The sequence below is a fragment of the Tabrizicola sp. genome (assembly GCF_016793705.1).
In the GTDB taxonomy this organism is placed as follows: Bacteria; Pseudomonadota; Alphaproteobacteria; order Rhodobacterales; family Rhodobacteraceae; genus Tabrizicola.
On sequence record NZ_JAEULO010000057.1, the window covers coordinates 1 to 16,335 of the forward strand.

A 16,335-nucleotide genomic window follows, 5' to 3' on the forward strand; every position below is an offset into this window, starting at 1 on the left:
TGGCGGAGACGAAGGGATTCGAACCCTCGAGACCCTTTAGAGGTCTGCGCCCTTAGCAGGGGCGTGCCTTCGACCACTCGGCCACGTCTCCGCCTGCCCGTTTATCGGGGCGGCGGGATGGGGGCAAGGGGAAAGGTGGCAGATCAGGGGAACAATGGTTCCAAGCGCAAACCGACCTTGCACAGTGGGTCATGTCTCTCTCCGCCATGCGGGTGGCCTCAGCAAGGACTGGCTGCCAGCGGGCGCCACAGGTTGGTCGCCGCGGGAAAGGCCAAGCGCGCCCCTCGGCCCGCGACAGACCCGACCGGTTCAGGAATCAGGGCATGCGACGCTTTCAGGGGTTGCCTCAGGCCGCCTCGTCGGTCGCCTCAAGCCGTTCGATCAGCTTCAGGATCGGCGCCGGGTCGAAGATCACCGGGGCGGTCTGGTTCGGATCGGGCATCGAGAGAATGATCTCGTCAAGGGCCATGGCCTCAGCCACCGCGAGCTTCGCCAAGCCCAGGTCCGCACTGCGTGCGAGCAGGTCCAACTCGCCCCGCGCCACCATCAACTGCGCCCAGGCGGTTTGGTAGGCTTTCGCGTCGGTCTTGCCCGAGGCGTCGATCAGGCCCGCGGACCCTTTCGCAAGCTCAACCACCGCCAGCGTCGCATCCTCGCCCGAGGGATTGAGCATGCTGCGTGCCTTCAGCAGAGCCTTCTCCGCCTCAAGATAGTTCTTCCGGACGACATCCTTGCCGCCCCCGGCCTTCAGGGCCTGCAACGCGGGACCCAGGTCCGGCACGCCCGCCGCCAGCAACCCCTCGGCGATGCCCGGAAAGATTTCCGTCAGCGGATGGCTGAAATGCGCCTCTGCCGACGGTTCGCCCAGCACCAGCATTCCCAATTGCAGGTCGGCCCTTATGCGCCCCAGCCCGACCAGAAGCCGCACGGTTTCGGGATTCGATGCAAGTGCCTCGACCTCGATCAGTACCGGCATCGCGCGAGTCCCCAGCCGGAAAGTCTGTCCCGACGCTCCGGCGGTCCATCCGAGCGTGGCCGCCAATGCCCATATCCCGAACCGGGCGAAACCGGAAACCCCTGCGTGACCCAGCATCATCTCGATCCTCTGTCGTCGGCCAGCCCGTCCAGGTTGGCGAATTGCGGACATCCCTTGCGATCCCATCGGCAGGGAGTCATTCTTCGTGCCGCCCTCCTCACCACAGAATATGGCGGCATTTGGGTCAGTATTGGGCATAGGTGGTACAAATTCATCTTCCAGTTGAAGATGCCGCAAGGGTCTGGATCGATGGCGTCACCGGCTTGCAGAGCCTTACCGCCGGACCGGCGGTCGAGCTTGGCACAGTGCGGGAATCAATGTCGCGCACCATGGACGGGTTGCAACGCCGTCGCCTGGTCGAGTTGTCCTGGCTGGCTCTCTGGCTGGATGGTCTGGGCAGCGGCGCTCGTTGGTGTCATCATGCCGGGCGCTGCCATACTGGGCTTCTGTCCGCCCTGCCACCTTGCAGGGATCAACACCCGCAATATCTGAGGAACCCATGGAAACAACTTTCACTCCCTGGTCCTCACTTGGCGGAGGCGTGCTGATCGGCCTCGCCGCCGTTCTTCTGATGGCCCTGCACGGTCGGATCCTGGGCGCCACCGGCATCTTGGGAGGGCTTCTGCGCTTCGACGATCCGGTGGACTGGCGACTGCGCGCGGCGCTGGTCGTCGGCATGGCCGCCGGGCCGCTGGTCTACCTGCTGGCAACCGGGCAGATGCCCATCATCGACCTTCCGATTTCCAACCTGGCGGTGGCCGTCGGCGGGCTGATCGTCGGGGTCGGCGTCAGCTATGGCGGCGGCTGCACCTCGGGCCACGGGGTCTGCGGCAATGCCCGTTTCTCGCGCCGGTCGATGGTGGCGACCCTGTGCTTCATGGCCACCGCCTTTGCCACCGTCTTCCTTCTGCGGCATGTGGTGGGGGGCTGAGATGCGTCTTGTCACCGCCCTTCTCGTCGGCCTGATCTTCGGCCTCGGCATCTCGGTCTCGGGCATGGCCAACCCGGCCAAGGTGCTGAATTTCTTCGATCTTGCTGGCACCTGGGACCCGAGCCTCGCCTTCGTGATGGCGGGTGCGCTTGCCGTCGCGATCCCCGGATACCGTCTGGTGCTGGCCCGCCCCGCCCCGGCGTTCGAGGACCGCTTCCAGTTGCCCGACACCCGCGTCATCGACCGCCGCCTGATCCTCGGCTCGGCCACCTTCGGTATCGGCTGGGGCATCGCCGGTTTCTGCCCCGGAGGGGCGCTTCCGGCCATCGGCACGGGCGATCCCGCGGTCTTCCTGTTCCTCGCCGCCCTGATCGGCGGCCTCCTCGGCGCGCGGGTGCTGCAAGCCCGCGCACCCGCTCGCAAGCCCGCCTGATCCCGGAGGTTCCCATGACCCCAACCGTCGACCTGTCCGTCAAGCCCGAAGTCACCGGCTTTTTCGATCCCGCGACCAATACCATCAGCTATGTGGTGAAGGACCCGGCCTCACCTGCCTGCGCCATCGTCGATTCCGTGATGGACATCGACTATGCTGCAGGGCGGATCACCTATACCCACGCCGACGAGATCATCGCCTTCGTCCGCGCCCACGGCCTGCAACTGGACTGGCTGATCGAGACCCATGTCCACGCCGACCACCTTTCTGCGGCTCCCTATATCCAGCGGCAGCTCGGCGGCAGGATCGGCATCGGCCGCAACATCACCATGGTGCAGGACACCTTCGGCAAGATCTTCAACGAAGGCACCGAGTTCCAGCGCGACGGGTCGCAGTTCGACCGGCTGTTCGACGACGGGGACACCTACCAGGTGGGCGACATGACCTGCATCGCGCTGCACACTCCCGGCCACACCCCCGCCTGCATGACGCATGTGATGGGGGACGCGGCCTTCGTCGGCGACACGCTCTTCATGCCCGACGGCGGCTCGGCCCGCGCCGATTTTCCCGGCGGCGATGCCGGGCAGCTTTACGACAGCATCCAGAAGGTCCTGTCCCTGCCCGACGCGACGCGGCTTTTCATGTGCCACGACTATGGCCCGAACGGGCGCGACATCCGCTGGGAGACCACGGTGGGCGAGGAGAAGGCCCACAACATCCACATCGCGGGCAAGTCGCGCGACGAGTTCGTTGCGCTTCGCACGGCGCGGGACGCGACGCTGGCGATGCCCAAGCTGATCATCCCTTCGTTGCAGGTGAACATGCGCGGCGGCGACCTGCCCCCGGCAGACGAAAGCGGCAAGCGTTTCCTCAAGGTGCCGATCAACGGGATCTAGAAAAGAAAAGACCTGGCCGCCGGTTCCGGCGACCAGGCCCCTTAACGAGTTTTGGCGGCCGAGCTTACTGGCTGACCAAGGTGGTGCCGGTGGTCGCATCGTCGTCGTTGCCGCAGGCAATCGCGCAGAGAACGACCAGGCCGACGACGACCGGAACGATCCAGCCCGAGCGCGGCGATTCAGCCACGACTTCCGGCTGGCCTTCTTCCTCGATGACAACCGGGCCGCCAGCAAAGGCAGCGGTCGAGCCGAGCGCCAGCGACAGGGTGAGCAGAGTGGGGACGACTTTGGTCATGATGACATTCCTTACACATGCATGGACGGGCGGTATCCGCCTTGTCGTCACCCTGTGCCCGACTGCGGCACAAGTTCAAGCCAGCTCACGGCGTTAGCGCAAAGGAAAATGCTGCTTGTGCCACAGCTGCATCAAGTTCCGGCTCCCCCTCCCACTCCCCCGGCAGCCATGGGCGCAGAAGACCAATCGATTCTCTCGCAAGATTTGGTCAAAAAGAAAACGGCAGCGCGCTTTGCGCTGCCGTTCCTTTCCAGGCCCGGCCGGGAAAACCGATGTCAGCTGCCGGTGAGCGTGGTGCCGGTGGTCGCATCGTCGTCGTTGCCGCAGGCGATCGCGCAGAGAACGACCAGGCCGACGACGACCGGAACGATCCAGCCCGAGCGCGGCGATTCAGCCACGACTTCCGGCTGGCCTTCTTCCTCGACGACAACCGGGCCACCAGCAAAGGCAGCGGTCGAGCCGAGCGCCAGCGACAGCGTGAGCAGGGTGGGGACGACTTTGGTCATTATGACATTCCTTACACATGCATGAACGGGCGGTATCCGCCTTGCCGACACCCTGTATCCGGCTGCGAGGCAAGTTCAACCCAGTTCACGCGGCCAGGGCGAAGGGAAATGCGCCTTGTGCCACAGCTGCATCAAATTCCGGCTCCCGCCACATCGATTCTCGCGCAACGATTGGCCAAAATCAAAACGGCAGCGCAAGGCGCGCTGCCGTTTCCTTCAAGGCTGAGCCAGGAAGACTGATCAGGGGACGGTGGTGCCGGTGGTGCCGGTGGTCGCATCGTCGTCATTGCCGCAAGCGATCGCGCAAAGCACGACCAGGCCGACGACGACCGGAACGATCCAGCCCGAGCGCGGCGATTCAGCCACGACTTCCGGCTGGCTTTCTTCCTCGATGACAATCGGGCCGCCAGCAAAGGCAGCGGTCGAGCCGAGCGCCAGCGACAGGGTGAGCAGAGTGGGGACGACTTTGGTCATGATGACATTCCTTACAGATGCATGAACGGGCGGTATCCGCCTTGCCGACACCCTGTGCCCGGCTGCGGAACAAGTTCAAGCCAGCTCACGGTGTTAGCGCAAAGGAAAATGCTGCTTGTGCCAAAGGTGCATCAAATTCCCGCTCCCCCTCCCACTCCGCCGACAGCCATGGGCGCAGAAGACCAATCGATTCTCTCGCAAGATTTGGTCAAAATCAAAACGACAGCGCAGGGCGCGCTGCCGTTTCCTTCAAGGCTGAGCCAGGAAGACTGATCAGGAGACGGCGAAGCCGGTGGTCCCGGTGGTCGCATCGTCGTCGTTGCCGCAGGCGATCGCGCAAAGCACGACCAGGCCAACGACGACCGGCACGATCCAGCCCGAGCGCGGCGATTCAGCGACGACTTCCGGCTGACCTTCCTCCTCGATGACAACCGGGCCACCAGCAAAGGCAGCGGTCGAGCCGAGCGCCAGCGACAGCGTGAGCAGAGTGGGGACAACTTTGGTCATTATGACATTCCTTACACATGCATTTCCGGACGGTATCCGCCTTGCCGACACCCTGTATCCGGTTGCGGGGAACAAGTTCAACCCAGTTCACGCGGCCAGAGCAAGGGGAAAGCGCCTTGTGCCAAACATGCATCAAATGTCGCAATCTTCCGGCAGCCATGGGGTGCGGACGACCAGGCGCCGCTCCCGCCGCGATTGGCAAAATGAAAGCGGCAGCGCAAGATGCGCTGCCGCTTCCTTCAAGGCCAAGCCAGGAAGACCGATATCAGCCGGGGGTGGTGGTCCCGGTGGTGCCGGTGGTCGCATCGTCGTCGTTGCCGCAGGCGATCGCGCACAGCACGACCAGGCCGACGACGACCGGAACGATCCAGCCCGAACGGGGCGCAGCGGCCTCGACAACCGGCTCTTCTTCCACGACAACCGGGCCACCCGCGAACGCGGCAGAAGCGGTCAGCGCAAGCGCCAGCATCGGCGAAATGATTTCTTTCATGGCAGTTCCTCTCTCTATTCCGGATCATCCGGGCACATGCCACTCGACGCTAGGGGCAGGGCCCAACTGACACAACGGATTCGTTACCCGGGAAGCCGAATCCTCAACAGGTTTGGCTTATTTGCAACATCTTGAAGGCGCCGAAATAGCAACTCAGACGCCCGGCAGCGGGGTGGATCGCACTGAAACATGACCCGGTACGCCGGACATGCGCCAGATGGACTCGCGTTTTTGCGAGATGGCCGCCGCCGCCCTCCTGGTCACCGTTCGGACTTTGCCCGTCAGCTTTCGATCAGACGAAAGCATCCAGGCCTGCCAGGGTTCACTTCGGATCGGGATCCGGCGTGGTCGGCGCCGGATCGTCGTCGCCACCGCCACAGGCCACGAGGCAAACCAGAACCAGCGCCCCGAGGATTGGCAGGATGCCGATCTTGCTGCCGGGCTCCGCCGCAATGAGCGCGTCGTTGCCTTCCTCCTCGATGATCACCGGACCGCCGGCATGTGCCACCGATGCCGACAGGACAGTCGCGGCAACCATTGCCGACTTCACGAAATCCCTCATTTCCGTCTCCCCAACAGACCGGACAGGCGGCCCGATTGCCGCAATCCGTCAAAATTGCTTAGCTAGCGAATGACACCTCGGCAATCGCCGCGGTCGGATAGAAAGATTTTCTCCACAAGAAAGAAACCGAACGAAATCGCCTACAGGTTGTGCTTCAGAACATCCCCGGCACAACCTGGTCGGGCGGACGATGGCCATCGGCGAAGGTCTTGATGTTGATGATCACCTTCTCGCCCATCTCGACCCGCCCCTCGACGGTCGCCGAACCCATATGCGGCAACAGCACCACGTTCGGCAGTTCCAGAAGCCGCGGGTTGATGTCGGTGCCATGCTCGTAGACGTCGAGCCCCGCCCCCGCCAGCTCTTCCGCGCGCAGGGCGCGGGTCAGCGCGTTCTGGTCGATCACCTCGCCGCGCGAGGTGTTCACCACCACCGCAGAGGGTTTCATCAGCTTCAGCCGCCGCGCATTCAAGAGATGGAAGGTCGACGGCGTATGCGGGCAGTTGACCGAGACGATGTCCATCCGCGCCAGCATCTGATCCAGGCTTTCCCAGTATGTCGCCTCCAGCTCGCTCTCGACTTCCGGGCGCAGGCGCTTGCGGTTGTGGTAGTGGACCTGAAGCCCGAAAGCCCGCGCCCGCCTGGCCACCGCCGAGCCGATCCGCCCCATCCCCAGGATGCCCAGCCGCCGACCGCCCAGCCGCCCGCCCAGGTTTGCCATCGGCGACCAGCCGGTCCAGCTTCCGGACTGCATCATCTGCAACCCCTGCGGAATCCGCCGCGTGACCGCCAGAATCAGCGCCATCACCATGTCGGCGGTATCCTCGGTCACGACGCCGGGCGTGTTCGAGACCAGGATGCCGCGCTGCCGCGCCGTCGCGACGTCGATATGGTCGAACCCCGAGCCGTAGTTGGCGATCAGCTTCAGCTTCTCGCCCGCCTGCGCCAACACCCCGGCATCAATCACATCGGTGATCGTCGGCACCAGCACATCCGCCCGCCGGATCGCTTCGGCAAGCTCCTCGCGGGTCATCGCCACGTCCGGGTCGCGCAGTTCGACGTTGAACAACTCCTTCATCCGCGTTTCCACAGGCTCGGGAAGGCGTCGCGTCACGATCACGGTCAGTTGGCTGGCAGGCATGCGTGATCTCCCCGAGACTTCCAAATCCGGCGTCCTTGGGGCAAGGTGCCGCCAAGCGGGGCGATGCACAAGACCCGGTGAGCGGTAACGGTGGGCGGTGTCGCGAAAAGCGATCTCCGGTGAGGCAGCGGCATGAAGCGGTTGACGGTGGTTCTGGCGGTTCTGGGCGCGCTTTGCGGCGCGATGGCGCTTGCGCAGGAAGCCGATGCGCCGGTCAAGACCGACAAGCCGCCCGAAAAGCAATGTCAGCCCGACATAGGTTGCGTGACCAACCTGCCCCTCCCCCGCTTCGTCTCGCTGAAAGGCTCGGAAGGGAACGCCCGCCGTGGTCCCGGCCTGACGCACCGGATCGACTGGGTCTTCACCCGCGCCGGGATGCCGCTGAAGATCACCGCCGAATACGAGAACTGGCGCCGGGTCGAGGACTCCGAAGGCGCGGGCGGCTGGGTCCACTATTCGCTCCTCTCCGGTGTCCGCACCCTCCTCGTCACGCTCGACATGGCCGAATTGCGCGACGGACCGTCCGATACCGCCGTTGTGTTGGCCCAGGCCGAGATGGGCGTCGTCGGCCGTATCCTGGAATGCATTCCGGACTGGTGCCGCGTCTCGCTCGACGGCACACGCGGCTGGATCCGGACCAGCGCGGTCTGGGGCGTGAAGGAGGGTGAGATTGTCGAATGATTCCTTACCGCCCGGCATCCGGCTGACCCTCTCAGCCGGTATCGCCTCCGTCCTCGTCGCCGGCATCCTGGTCGCGCTGAAACTCTGGGCATTGGCCGAGACCGGAGCGCTTTCCATCGCCGCCTCGCTGGCCGATTCGGCGCTCGACCTGATGATGTCTCTCGGGGCCGCCGCCGCCATCGTCTACGCCGCCCGCCCGGCGGATGAGGACCATGCCTTCGGCCACACTTCGGCCGAGGACCTTGCCGCGCTTGCGCAATCCGCCTTCATCCTGGCCTCCTCGTGCGTGATCGGCTGGTCCGCCATTCGCCGACTGATGGCCGAGACGCCGCCTCAACTGGCCTCCGAGGGACGCGGTCTGGTGATCATGGTCGTCTCGATCCTGCTGACTCTGGGGCTGGTCTGGTGGCAAGGTCGCGTCGCACGACGCACCGGCAGCAAGGTCGTGGCCGCCGATCGGCTGCACTATCTGGGCGATCTCCTCCCCAGTCTTGGCGCGATTGCCGCGCTCTGGATTTCCAGCCGCTACCGGATTGGTTCCATCGACGCCGTGGTCGCGCTTGCGGCGGCCGCCGTGATGATGATCGGCGCGCTCCGTATCGGCAAGAATGCCTGGGACGCGCTGATGGACCGCGCGGCCGACCCGGCTATCATCGAGGGAATCGGCCGGATCGCCGAAGCTTGGCCCGGCGTGCGTGGCTATCACGACCTGAAGACCCGCACCGCCGGCAGCCGCGTTTTCGTGAACCTGCACATCGAGCTCGACGGCGACCAGAGCCTGCGTCAGGCGCATGACATCGGCGCGGCGCTCCGCCGTGCGATCCTTGCCGCCTATCCGCAGACAGACGTGATCATCCACAAGGACGTCCACGGCAGCTCTTAGGCCTTATCCTGTTGACCGGACCGGCCTTTGCGACGATTATACGAGCGTGTAACAGATCGCGTGCCATGCAACCAGCCCGCCGCCTCTACCGTCGCGAAAGCGAAGAGACCCGTCGTTCGGCTCTGATCGCCGCGACGCAGGACCTCGTGGCCGAAGGTGGCCCCGAGGCTGCGACCGTCCGCGCCATCGCCGAACGCGCGGGCGTCACGCCGGGCCTGATCCGGCACTACTTCCAGTCCAAGGACGAACTTTCCCGCGCTGCCTACCGCGCACTGATGGATGGGATGACGGCAAAGGGGGCCGACGCCATCGAAGCCGTCGGTGCCAAGCCCGAGGAGCGCCTCGCCGCCTTCATCGCCGCCTCGTTGCGCCCGCCGGTGCTGGACGCGGGCGCCGTTGTGCTGTGGGCAGGCTACATGCACAAGGTCCGCAGCGACCCCGACCTGATGGCCGTGCACGAAGCCAGCTACCTTGCCTATCGCGACACCCTGCAAAAGCTGATCGAGACCCTGCCCCGCACCCTCCTCCCGGGCCAGACCCGGGCCGAAGCCATCGCCTGCAACGCGCTGATCGACGGGCTCTGGGTCGAGGGATCTCTGCTGCCCGCCACCTTCGCGCCGGGCGAGGTGATCACCATCGGCCTCGCCTCGGTCGGGGCCATCCTGGGCGTCGACCTCCTTGCCCATACCGCCATGCTGCCCGAATTCGGAAAGACCCTGCCATGAGATACGCCTCCGTCACCGACCGCCTCTCCGGGCTTGCCGGGGCGAAATGGGCACTGCATGCCCGCGCCCGTGCCATGAAGGCGGCGGGCGAGGACATCATCGAGCTGACCATCGGTGAACCCGATGTGCCCACCCCCTCCCGCTTCATCGAGGCCGCCGCCCGCTCGATGAGCGCGGGCCGCACCGGCTATTCCAACGGTCGGGGCGAACCCGGCGTCGTCGCTGCACTCGCCGCCCGCTACACTGCCCGACGCGGGCGCGCGATCGCCCCCGACCAGATCATGTGCCTGCCCGGCACCCAGACCGTGCTCTACGCCGTGCTCCGCGCGCTGGTCGAAGCCGGGGACGAGGTGCTGATCGGCGACCCGATGTATGCCACCTACGAGGGGCTGATCGCCCAGACGGGCGCGACCGCCGTCCCGGTGCCGCTGAAACCCGAGCACGGTTTCCGCATGCAGGCAGCCGACGTGGCGGCCCGGATCACCCCGCGCTCCCGCGTCCTCTTCCTCAACTCGCCGCACAACCCCACCGGCGCCGTCCTGCGCCCAGCGGACATCCGCGCCCTGGGAGATCTCGCCCGCGCGCATGATCTCTGGATTCTCGCCGACGAAGTCTACGAAGACCTGGTCTTCCCGAACGTTCCCTTCGCCTCACCGCTCGACGTCCCGGAACTCGCCGGTCGCACCATCGTCGCCTCCTCGATTTCCAAGTCCCATGCCGCCCCCGGGTTCCGCTCCGGCTGGTGTGTGGGGCCCGCGGAATTCTGCGCGCGTCTCTTGCCACTTTCAGAAACCATGCTTTTCGGCAGCCAACCCTTCATCGCCGACCTGACAGAACTTGCAGTTTCCGAACCTTCGCCTGTCGCCGATAGCATGGCCGACCGCTTCGCGCGGCGCGCCGGGATCATCGCCCGCGCTCTGGACGGCGTCGGCGGTTTGCGCGTCCACCGGCCCGAGGCGGGGATGTTCGCCCTGGTCGACGTCCGCGCCACCGGCCTCTCGGGCGAGGATTTTGCCGCCTCGCTTCTCGATCGACAGAAGGTCGCCGTCATGCCCGGCGAAAGTTTCGGCGCCGGGCTCTCCGGCTGGCTCCGGCTGTCGCTCACCCAACCTGACGACCGCACGGTCGAGGCCGCCAACCGCATCGCCGTCCATGCGGCCAGCATCCTGGGGAACGCAGCATGACCACCGTCGGCATTCGTCTGGTCGAGGGCCTGATCGCCCGTGGGATCGACACCGTCTTCGGCATCCCCGGCGTCCACACGATCGAGCTGTACCGCGGCCTCGCCGCCGCAGGGGAACGCATCCGCCACGTCACCCCCCGCCACGAACAGGGCGCGGGCTTCATGGCCGACGGCTACGCCCGCGTCTCGGGCAAGCCCGCCGCCGCCTTCGTGATCACTGGCCCGGGCCTTACCAACACGCTTACCGCGATGGCCCAGGCCAAGGCCGACAGCGTCCCCATGCTGGTCATCTCCGGCCTTGGCCGCAGCGACACGCTCGGCAAGGGCCTCGGTCGCCTTCACGAGCTTCCCGACCAGGGTGCGATGGTCGCCACCCTCTGCCATACCGAGACGGTGACCGACCCGAAGAAGCTGGGCGATGTGCTTGATCGCGCCTTCGCCGCGATGACCTCGGGCCGGCCCGGCCCCGCGCATATCCAGATCTCCACCAACATGATGGCCCAGCCCTGCCCCGAACTGCCGCCCCCCGTGGTCGCCGGCAGCACCGTGCCGCTGCCGCTCGGCCGCATCCGCAGCATCGCCGCCGCCCTGAACGCCGCCGAACGGGTGGTGATCCTGGCCGGGGGCGGCATCCGCGGGTCGGAGATCCATTTACAGAAACTGGCGGAATCGCTCGACGCGCCGGTCATCCAGACGGTGAACGCGCGCGGCGCGATGTTCCGGCACCGACTGTCGGTTCCCGCCTCGCCCAGCCTGACCCCGGTCCGCCAGTTTATCGCCGACGCCGACCAGATCCTCGCCATCGGCACCGAGTTGGGGCCGACCGACTATGACATGTATGCCAATGGCCGGGTACCGAACCTGTCGGACATGATCCGCATCGACATCTGCGCCGACCAGCTGGCCCGCCATCCCGCGAAGATGCCGGTCAAGGCCGAGGCCGGGGCCATGATGGCCGCGCTTCTGCCCATGACCATCCGCGCCAACCGCGAGGGTCCGGAACGCGCCGAGGCCCTGCGCCAGGCCGCGCGGGCCGAGCTTGCCAACCTCTATGAACCGATGCCCGCCCAGCTCGACATGGTCGAGGCGATCCGCGATGCCATGCCGAACTCGATCATCGTCGGCGACAGCACACAGCCGATCTATGCCGCGAACCTCTATTACGACCACGACCGCCCGCGCGGCTGGTTCAACGCCGCCACCGGCTATGGCGCGCTTGGCTATGGCCCCGGCGCGGCTGTCGGCGCCGCGATTGCCGCCCCCGGCGTGCCGGTCGTCTGCCTGATCGGTGACGGCGGGTTGCAATTCTCGCCCGGCGAGCTGCGCACCGCCGTCGATGAAAAGCTGCCGATCACCTATGTCGTCTGGAACAACGCCGGTTTCCGCGAAATCGCCGAGGCGCTGCGTCAGGCAAAGATCGAGCCGATCCTCGGCTGCGATCCCTCACCCTTGGACATGGAGCATTTTGCGATGGCCTGCGACATGCTCTATGCCTGCGTGCCGCAAGACCCTGATGAGCTGGCGGACATGCTGGCGACGCCGCAGGACGGGCCGCGCCTCCTGGAAATTCAGGTCCGCTGACGCGCCAGCACAGGGGCCAGCACGAAGACCATGCCGACAAGGCAGGCGGCATAGACGAAAGCCGCCCGCAGCCCGAAAGTGCCCGCGATCAGGCCCAGAAGCGGCGGGCCGACGAAATAGCCGAAATACCCCAGCAACGTCGCCCGCGCGACTGCCCTTGCCCGCGCCTCCGGTGCGCTCAACTGCCCAACCAGCGAAAAGGCCGTCGGCGCCAGGACCGAGGCGCCGATCCCCATCACGAAGAACCCAAGGTAGGCGAGGCCCGGCCCCGGCGCCTTTGCCACCACCAAGGCACCCAGCGAGGCGATCACCGCCCCCACCCGCAGCAGCGTGTAGGGGTTCACCCGGCCCGCCAGCCATTGCCCGCCCAACCGCGCGAAACCCATCGTCAGCGCCAGCATCGCCGGTCCCAGCGCGCCTTCCTCGGGGCTGCCGCCCAGCGTTTTCTCGATATGCAGCGCCGACCAGTTCTCGGCCGCATTTTCCGTCATGAAGGCGATCAGCACGATCCCGCCGCCGATCACCGGCACCCAGCCCAAGGCACCGCCCAAGCCATCCTTCGGCTTCCGCAGGCCCTCGATCCGCCCGTCCCGCTCCAGCGTCAGCGCGGCACAGGCCACCCCCACCGCCGCCATCGTGCCCATGACCCAGCCCGGCCCCCAGCCCGCCCCGCGCAAGGCGCCTGTCAGCACCGCCCCCCCGGCATAGCCGAAGGAATAGGCGGCATGGGCGAGGTTCATCAGATGCAGCCCGCGGCTGGTCTCCATCGCCGCCACCCGCGCGTTCATCAGCACATCCGTCAGCCCCGTCGCCGCCCCCGCAAAACCCATGGCCAGCGGGAAAAGCCACCAGACCGATGCCTGCCCCGGCAGCGCGAAAGCTAACGCCATCAGCGCCACCGACAGCGGCAGCGCATGCCGCCCCACCGTCGCCCCGAACCCCGGCGCCGCCAGCATCGCACTGATTGCCGCGATCGGCGTGCAGAAGATTAGAAGGCCCAGCTGCCGCTCGTCCACCCCCAGCATCGCCTTCAGGTCCGGCAGCACCGCCGCAAAGGTCCCCCACAGCACGCCCATCGCCGCAAAGGCCGCAATCGCGGGCCGGGCATGGGACAGGTTGGCAAGGGAAATCATCGCGCGGCGCTCCGGGCAGGAACCCGACAGCTAGCCCGCCCCACCGCGCCTATCCAGCCTGCCCGCGACGCCCCCGACTGCCGAAAGCGACATGGGGCATATGGCCCTTCCCTTCCCGCCGATTCGTCGCTATAGCCCCCCGGTCGCGCCATGCACCCTTGGAGGATGGCGGACTATCATATGGAGAGAACCAATGGCACGCGAGATCGTCGATCTTAAGGCCGAGGTACGGACGGGGACAGGCAAGGGGGCCGCCCGTCAAGCCCGCCGCGAAGGCAACGTACCCGGCATCGTCTATGGCGACGGGGCAGAAGCCCAGCCGATCAAGATGAACTACAACTACCTCCTGACCAAGCTGCGGCAGGGTCGCTTCCTGCAAACGCTCTTCAACCTCAAGGTCGAAGGCCAGCCGGACGTGCATGTCATCTGCCGCTCGGTGCAGCGCGACGTGGTCAAGGACCTGCCGACGCATGTCGACTTCATGCGCATCCACGATGAAAGCCGGATCGAGCTGTTCATCCACGTCGACTTCATCAACCACGACGCGGCCCCTGGGCTCAAGCGCGGCGGCACGCTGACCGTTGTCCGTCACGAAGTCGAGCTGGAAGTCACCGCCGGTGACATTCCCGATCACATCACGGTCGACCTGACCGGCAAGACGATCGGCGACGTCATCCACATCGGCGACGTGGAGTTGCCCGCAGGCGCCAAGCCGACCATCGCGCGGAACTTCGTCATCGCCAACATCGCGGCCCCCTCGGGCCTGGTGGCGGAAGAGACGACCGAAGCCAGCGCCTGATCGCGCCGGTTGCATGATTTGCGCGGGGGGCCTTCGGGTCCCCCGACTGCATTTTCGGGGTCACACCCCGATATGCTGCACCGATTCAAACACTTCCAGCTGCGGATGCCCGGCCATCACGCCCTGATGCCCGCCCGCCCCCGAATGCGCCGAGCGAAAGGCTTCGGACTTCGTCCAGTCCTTGAACGCCTGCTCGCTCTTCCACATCGTATGCGAGGCATAAAGCCGGATGCCGTCAGCCTCGGGCCCCTTGAACAGGTGAAAGCTGACGAATCCCGGCACCTGCGGCAGATGGCTTTCCCGCCCGGTCCAGATCGTTTCGAAAGCCGCCTCCTGCCCCGCATTCACCTTGAAGCGGTTCATTGTCAGATACATCCCGTGTCTCCTGTCATGGCTGTGATGGCTGGAGCACGTCCGGAACGCGGGAAGAGAAAGCGAACGGGCCGTCGGTCTGGCTGGGGCCGCAAGGTCGGGTAAAGACCGCCCGGCGTCAACCCGCAGCTGGCCCCGGTGCGGCGGCATCCGGGCAACGCCCGAAGACCAGCGTATCCGCCTTCGCCCCCTCGACCCTTGCGAAACCCTGCGCCGCCAGCCCCGTCGCGATCCGCTCCACCCCCGCCGCGCCATAGACCTGCGGATGGGTTTCGACCACCACCAGCCGCACCCCCCGCAGGGGCTCGGCCAGCAACTCCAGCTCACCCCCCTCGATGTCGCAGCAGATCGCCGTGGGCCGGAACCGTTCCAGCAGCCTGCCGATGGGTCGAGCCGGAACCCGGATGACCTCGGCATTCTCCGGCCAACCCTCCGGCCCTTTCAAGGCACTCGCCCAGAAGGCGGGCCGCTGTCCGAACTCCACCTCGCCCTCGCCCGTCTCCACCACCGCGCCCCGAACGATCTTCACCCCTGCAAACCCGTTCGCCGCCAGGTTTCTCCGCGCCAGCTTCACCGTTTCCGGCCCCGCCTCGACCCCGAAAACCGCCGCTTCCCCCAGCACCCGCGCCGCCAGCGCACAGATGAACCCCAGCCCCGCCCCCAGGTCCAGCAGCCGGTCCCCCGGTCGCAGATGCATCAGCAGAGCATCCGCCTCATGATGCTCGTAGCGGCCCGAGGACAAGGCCCGCTCCAGGTTCCCCTTCAGCGCCGCCTCCGGCAGGGAAAGCGTCAGGCCGCGAAGGGTGAAGCTGCGCATCTGGTCCCGTCCGGTTGTCTCAAGCCCCTGTCCCCGCTATATCCCACCCGGTGCGCGGAACGGGAGAGCAAAGGTGAAACTCTGGGTCGGCCTCGGCAATCCCGGCGCGAAATATGCGATGAACCGGCACAACATCGGCTTCATGGCCGTCGACCGCATTGCCGCCGACCACGGCTTCACCCCCTGGCGCAAGGCCTTTCAGGGGCTGGTCAGCGAAGGCCGCCTTGGGGCGGAAAAGGTCGCGCTCCTGAAGCCAGAAACCTTCATGAATCTCTCCGGCCAGTCGATCCAGGCCGCCGTCGCCTTCTGGAAACTGCCGATGGCCGACCTCACCGTCTTCCACGACGAGCTTGACCTCGCCCCCGGCAAACTGCGCCTGAAACAGGACGGCGGCCATGCCGGCCACAACGGCCTCCGCTCGATCCACGCCCATCTCGGCGACGCCTACGCCCGTGTGCGCCTCGGCATCGGCCACCCCGGCCACAAGGACGCGGTGGCGGCCTACGTCCTGCACGACTTCGCCAAGGCCGATGCCGACTGGCTGGAAGACCTCCTCCGCGGCATCTCCGACGGCGCAGAAGCGCTGGCGGCGGGCGACGCCCAGAAATTCCTGAACGCCGTCAGCTTGCGCACCGCTCCCCCACGCTCTTCGACGACGAAGGACAAGCCCGAGACCCCCGCTCCCGCCCCGAAGGCCGAGGAAGACAGGCGCAGCCCGATGCAGAAGCTGCTGGACAGGTTCCGGTAATCCGTCACGCGAACAAGCCCTTTCACCTGGCTCCAAATATCCTCGGGGGGTTTGGGGGGCGAAGCGCCCCCAACGTCCGAGCCGGTTGCGCGTCCTTCACGCGCAGAGGCGAGACAAAAGGCTTGCGCGGAACGCGCTCAAT

Annotated in this window: 21 protein-coding genes and 1 tRNA gene; 10 read left to right on the forward strand and 12 right to left on the reverse strand. The window is 66.3% G+C overall.

What is annotated here, in order from left to right; all coding sequences use genetic code 11:
• Together JNJ68_RS15165 and JNJ68_RS15170 are read right to left on the reverse strand one after the other, a co-directional pair.
• Nucleotides 1-91, reverse strand: a tRNA-Ser gene (locus JNJ68_RS15165).
• A 255-nt stretch (nucleotides 92-346) separates the two neighbouring features.
• Nucleotides 347-976, reverse strand: a complete 630-nt coding sequence (locus JNJ68_RS15170) for a hypothetical protein (RefSeq protein ID WP_294983343.1) — start codon at nucleotides 974-976, stop codon at nucleotides 347-349.
• 559 nt (nucleotides 977-1,535) lie between these two features.
• Between JNJ68_RS15170 and JNJ68_RS15175 the strand changes: the two genes are divergently transcribed.
• From JNJ68_RS15175 to JNJ68_RS15185, 3 genes are read left to right on the forward strand one after another with little or no spacing between them, the layout of a single operon-like run.
• Nucleotides 1,536-1,967: a YeeE/YedE thiosulfate transporter family protein gene (locus JNJ68_RS15175; RefSeq protein ID WP_294983345.1), complete on the forward strand. Its 432-nt coding sequence runs from the start codon at nucleotides 1,536-1,538 to the stop codon at nucleotides 1,965-1,967.
• Between the two features lies 1 nt (nucleotide 1,968).
• Nucleotides 1,969-2,400 (forward strand): DUF6691 family protein, encoded by a 432-nt coding sequence (locus JNJ68_RS15180; protein ID WP_294983347.1) that lies wholly within the window; start codon nucleotides 1,969-1,971, stop codon nucleotides 2,398-2,400.
• Nucleotides 2,401-2,414: 14 nt separating this feature from the next.
• Complete coding sequence (locus tag JNJ68_RS15185; RefSeq protein WP_294983349.1) at nucleotides 2,415-3,296, forward strand: MBL fold metallo-hydrolase; 882 nt, start codon at nucleotides 2,415-2,417, stop codon at nucleotides 3,294-3,296.
• Nucleotides 3,297-3,360: 64 nt separating this feature from the next.
• Here JNJ68_RS15185 and JNJ68_RS15190 read toward each other — a convergent pair whose 3' ends face one another.
• The 7 genes from JNJ68_RS15190 to JNJ68_RS15220 form a co-directional block, all read right to left on the reverse strand.
• Complete coding sequence (locus JNJ68_RS15190) at nucleotides 3,361-3,591, reverse strand: hypothetical protein (RefSeq protein ID WP_294983351.1); 231 nt, start codon at nucleotides 3,589-3,591, stop codon at nucleotides 3,361-3,363.
• A 275-nt stretch (nucleotides 3,592-3,866) separates the two neighbouring features.
• Complete coding sequence (locus JNJ68_RS15195; protein WP_294983353.1) at nucleotides 3,867-4,097, reverse strand: hypothetical protein; 231 nt, start codon at nucleotides 4,095-4,097, stop codon at nucleotides 3,867-3,869.
• A 240-nt stretch (nucleotides 4,098-4,337) separates the two neighbouring features.
• Entirely contained in the window at nucleotides 4,338-4,571 is a 234-nt protein-coding gene (locus tag JNJ68_RS15200; protein ID WP_294983355.1) for a hypothetical protein, read from the reverse strand.
• Between the two features lie 273 nt (nucleotides 4,572-4,844).
• Nucleotides 4,845-5,078, reverse strand: a complete 234-nt coding sequence (locus tag JNJ68_RS15205) for a hypothetical protein (protein WP_294983357.1) — start codon at nucleotides 5,076-5,078, stop codon at nucleotides 4,845-4,847.
• Nucleotides 5,079-5,343: 265 nt separating this feature from the next.
• Nucleotides 5,344-5,568, reverse strand: a complete 225-nt coding sequence (locus JNJ68_RS15210; RefSeq protein ID WP_294983359.1) for a hypothetical protein — start codon at nucleotides 5,566-5,568, stop codon at nucleotides 5,344-5,346.
• 322 nt (nucleotides 5,569-5,890) lie between these two features.
• Nucleotides 5,891-6,130, reverse strand: a complete 240-nt coding sequence (locus tag JNJ68_RS15215; RefSeq protein ID WP_294983360.1) for a hypothetical protein — start codon at nucleotides 6,128-6,130, stop codon at nucleotides 5,891-5,893.
• A 154-nt stretch (nucleotides 6,131-6,284) separates the two neighbouring features.
• Nucleotides 6,285-7,271 (reverse strand): D-glycerate dehydrogenase, encoded by a 987-nt coding sequence (locus JNJ68_RS15220; protein WP_294983362.1) that lies wholly within the window; start codon nucleotides 7,269-7,271, stop codon nucleotides 6,285-6,287.
• Nucleotides 7,272-7,403: 132 nt separating this feature from the next.
• On the opposite strand from JNJ68_RS15220, the gene JNJ68_RS15225 reads away from it, so the two are divergent.
• From JNJ68_RS15225 to JNJ68_RS15245, 5 genes are all read left to right on the forward strand, one after another.
• Entirely contained in the window at nucleotides 7,404-7,952 is a 549-nt protein-coding gene (locus JNJ68_RS15225) for an SH3 domain-containing protein (protein WP_294983364.1), read from the forward strand.
• On the forward strand, nucleotides 7,942-8,835 hold the full coding sequence (locus JNJ68_RS15230; protein WP_294983365.1) for a cation diffusion facilitator family transporter: 894 nt from the start codon (nucleotides 7,942-7,944) through the stop codon (nucleotides 8,833-8,835). The genes JNJ68_RS15225 and JNJ68_RS15230 overlap by 11 nt, the downstream gene beginning before the upstream one ends.
• Nucleotides 8,836-8,900: 65 nt before the next feature.
• Nucleotides 8,901-9,560 (forward strand): TetR family transcriptional regulator C-terminal domain-containing protein, encoded by a 660-nt coding sequence (locus JNJ68_RS15235; RefSeq protein ID WP_294983366.1) that lies wholly within the window; start codon nucleotides 8,901-8,903, stop codon nucleotides 9,558-9,560.
• On the forward strand, nucleotides 9,557-10,744 hold the full coding sequence (locus tag JNJ68_RS15240) for a pyridoxal phosphate-dependent aminotransferase (protein WP_294983367.1): 1,188 nt from the start codon (nucleotides 9,557-9,559) through the stop codon (nucleotides 10,742-10,744). Before JNJ68_RS15235 ends, JNJ68_RS15240 begins: the two co-directional genes overlap by 4 nt.
• On the forward strand, nucleotides 10,741-12,324 hold the full coding sequence (locus JNJ68_RS15245) for a 5-guanidino-2-oxopentanoate decarboxylase (RefSeq protein ID WP_294983370.1): 1,584 nt from the start codon (nucleotides 10,741-10,743) through the stop codon (nucleotides 12,322-12,324). The genes JNJ68_RS15240 and JNJ68_RS15245 overlap by 4 nt, the downstream gene beginning before the upstream one ends.
• Here the strand turns inward: JNJ68_RS15245 and JNJ68_RS15250 are convergent.
• Nucleotides 12,312-13,457, reverse strand: coding sequence for an MFS transporter (locus JNJ68_RS15250; protein ID WP_294983372.1), 1,146 nt, complete (start codon nucleotides 13,455-13,457; stop codon nucleotides 12,312-12,314). The two genes, JNJ68_RS15245 and JNJ68_RS15250, sit on opposite strands and share 13 nt — an antisense overlap.
• Before the next feature lie 193 nt (nucleotides 13,458-13,650).
• Between JNJ68_RS15250 and JNJ68_RS15255 the strand changes: the two genes are divergently transcribed.
• Nucleotides 13,651-14,256, forward strand: coding sequence for a 50S ribosomal protein L25/general stress protein Ctc (locus JNJ68_RS15255; RefSeq protein WP_294983373.1), 606 nt, complete (start codon nucleotides 13,651-13,653; stop codon nucleotides 14,254-14,256).
• A gap of 60 nt (nucleotides 14,257-14,316) precedes the next feature.
• On the opposite strand, the gene JNJ68_RS15260 is transcribed toward JNJ68_RS15255, so the two are convergent.
• Together JNJ68_RS15260 and JNJ68_RS15265 are read right to left on the reverse strand one after the other, a co-directional pair.
• Nucleotides 14,317-14,631: an antibiotic biosynthesis monooxygenase gene (locus JNJ68_RS15260; protein ID WP_294983375.1), complete on the reverse strand. Its 315-nt coding sequence runs from the start codon at nucleotides 14,629-14,631 to the stop codon at nucleotides 14,317-14,319.
• A 115-nt stretch (nucleotides 14,632-14,746) separates the two neighbouring features.
• Nucleotides 14,747-15,445: an FkbM family methyltransferase gene (locus JNJ68_RS15265; protein WP_294983377.1), complete on the reverse strand. Its 699-nt coding sequence runs from the start codon at nucleotides 15,443-15,445 to the stop codon at nucleotides 14,747-14,749.
• Between the two features lie 73 nt (nucleotides 15,446-15,518).
• Between JNJ68_RS15265 and pth the strand changes: the two genes are divergently transcribed.
• Entirely contained in the window at nucleotides 15,519-16,193 is a 675-nt protein-coding gene (gene pth, locus JNJ68_RS15270) for an aminoacyl-tRNA hydrolase (protein ID WP_294983378.1), read from the forward strand.
• Nucleotides 16,194-16,335: the final 142 nt, after the last annotated feature.

Bases quoted from the DNA above. Each gene is read 5' to 3' on its own strand.
- JNJ68_RS15170 (WP_294983343.1), bottom strand. From the start codon at position 976: ATGCCGGTACTGATCGAGGTCGAGGCACTTGCATCGAATCCCGAAACC.
- JNJ68_RS15175 (WP_294983345.1), top strand. From the start codon at position 1,536: ATGGAAACAACTTTCACTCCCTGGTCCTCACTTGGCGGAGGCGTGCTG.
- JNJ68_RS15180 (WP_294983347.1), top strand. From the start codon at position 1,969: ATGCGTCTTGTCACCGCCCTTCTCGTCGGCCTGATCTTCGGCCTCGGC.
- JNJ68_RS15185 (WP_294983349.1), top strand. From the start codon at position 2,415: ATGACCCCAACCGTCGACCTGTCCGTCAAGCCCGAAGTCACCGGCTTT.
- JNJ68_RS15190 (WP_294983351.1), bottom strand. From the start codon at position 3,591: ATGACCAAAGTCGTCCCCACTCTGCTCACCCTGTCGCTGGCGCTCGGC.
- JNJ68_RS15195 (WP_294983353.1), bottom strand. From the start codon at position 4,097: ATGACCAAAGTCGTCCCCACCCTGCTCACGCTGTCGCTGGCGCTCGGC.
- JNJ68_RS15200 (WP_294983355.1), bottom strand. From the start codon at position 4,571: ATGACCAAAGTCGTCCCCACTCTGCTCACCCTGTCGCTGGCGCTCGGC.
- JNJ68_RS15205 (WP_294983357.1), bottom strand. From the start codon at position 5,078: ATGACCAAAGTTGTCCCCACTCTGCTCACGCTGTCGCTGGCGCTCGGC.
- JNJ68_RS15210 (WP_294983359.1), bottom strand. From the start codon at position 5,568: ATGAAAGAAATCATTTCGCCGATGCTGGCGCTTGCGCTGACCGCTTCT.
- JNJ68_RS15215 (WP_294983360.1), bottom strand. From the start codon at position 6,130: ATGAGGGATTTCGTGAAGTCGGCAATGGTTGCCGCGACTGTCCTGTCG.
- JNJ68_RS15220 (WP_294983362.1), bottom strand. From the start codon at position 7,271: ATGCCTGCCAGCCAACTGACCGTGATCGTGACGCGACGCCTTCCCGAG.
- JNJ68_RS15225 (WP_294983364.1), top strand. From the start codon at position 7,404: ATGAAGCGGTTGACGGTGGTTCTGGCGGTTCTGGGCGCGCTTTGCGGC.
- JNJ68_RS15235 (WP_294983366.1), top strand. From the start codon at position 8,901: ATGCAACCAGCCCGCCGCCTCTACCGTCGCGAAAGCGAAGAGACCCGT.
- JNJ68_RS15240 (WP_294983367.1), top strand. From the start codon at position 9,557: ATGAGATACGCCTCCGTCACCGACCGCCTCTCCGGGCTTGCCGGGGCG.
- JNJ68_RS15245 (WP_294983370.1), top strand. From the start codon at position 10,741: ATGACCACCGTCGGCATTCGTCTGGTCGAGGGCCTGATCGCCCGTGGG.
- JNJ68_RS15250 (WP_294983372.1), bottom strand. From the start codon at position 13,457: ATGATTTCCCTTGCCAACCTGTCCCATGCCCGGCCCGCGATTGCGGCC.
- JNJ68_RS15255 (WP_294983373.1), top strand. From the start codon at position 13,651: ATGGCACGCGAGATCGTCGATCTTAAGGCCGAGGTACGGACGGGGACA.
- JNJ68_RS15260 (WP_294983375.1), bottom strand. From the start codon at position 14,631: ATGTATCTGACAATGAACCGCTTCAAGGTGAATGCGGGGCAGGAGGCG.
- JNJ68_RS15265 (WP_294983377.1), bottom strand. From the start codon at position 15,445: ATGCGCAGCTTCACCCTTCGCGGCCTGACGCTTTCCCTGCCGGAGGCG.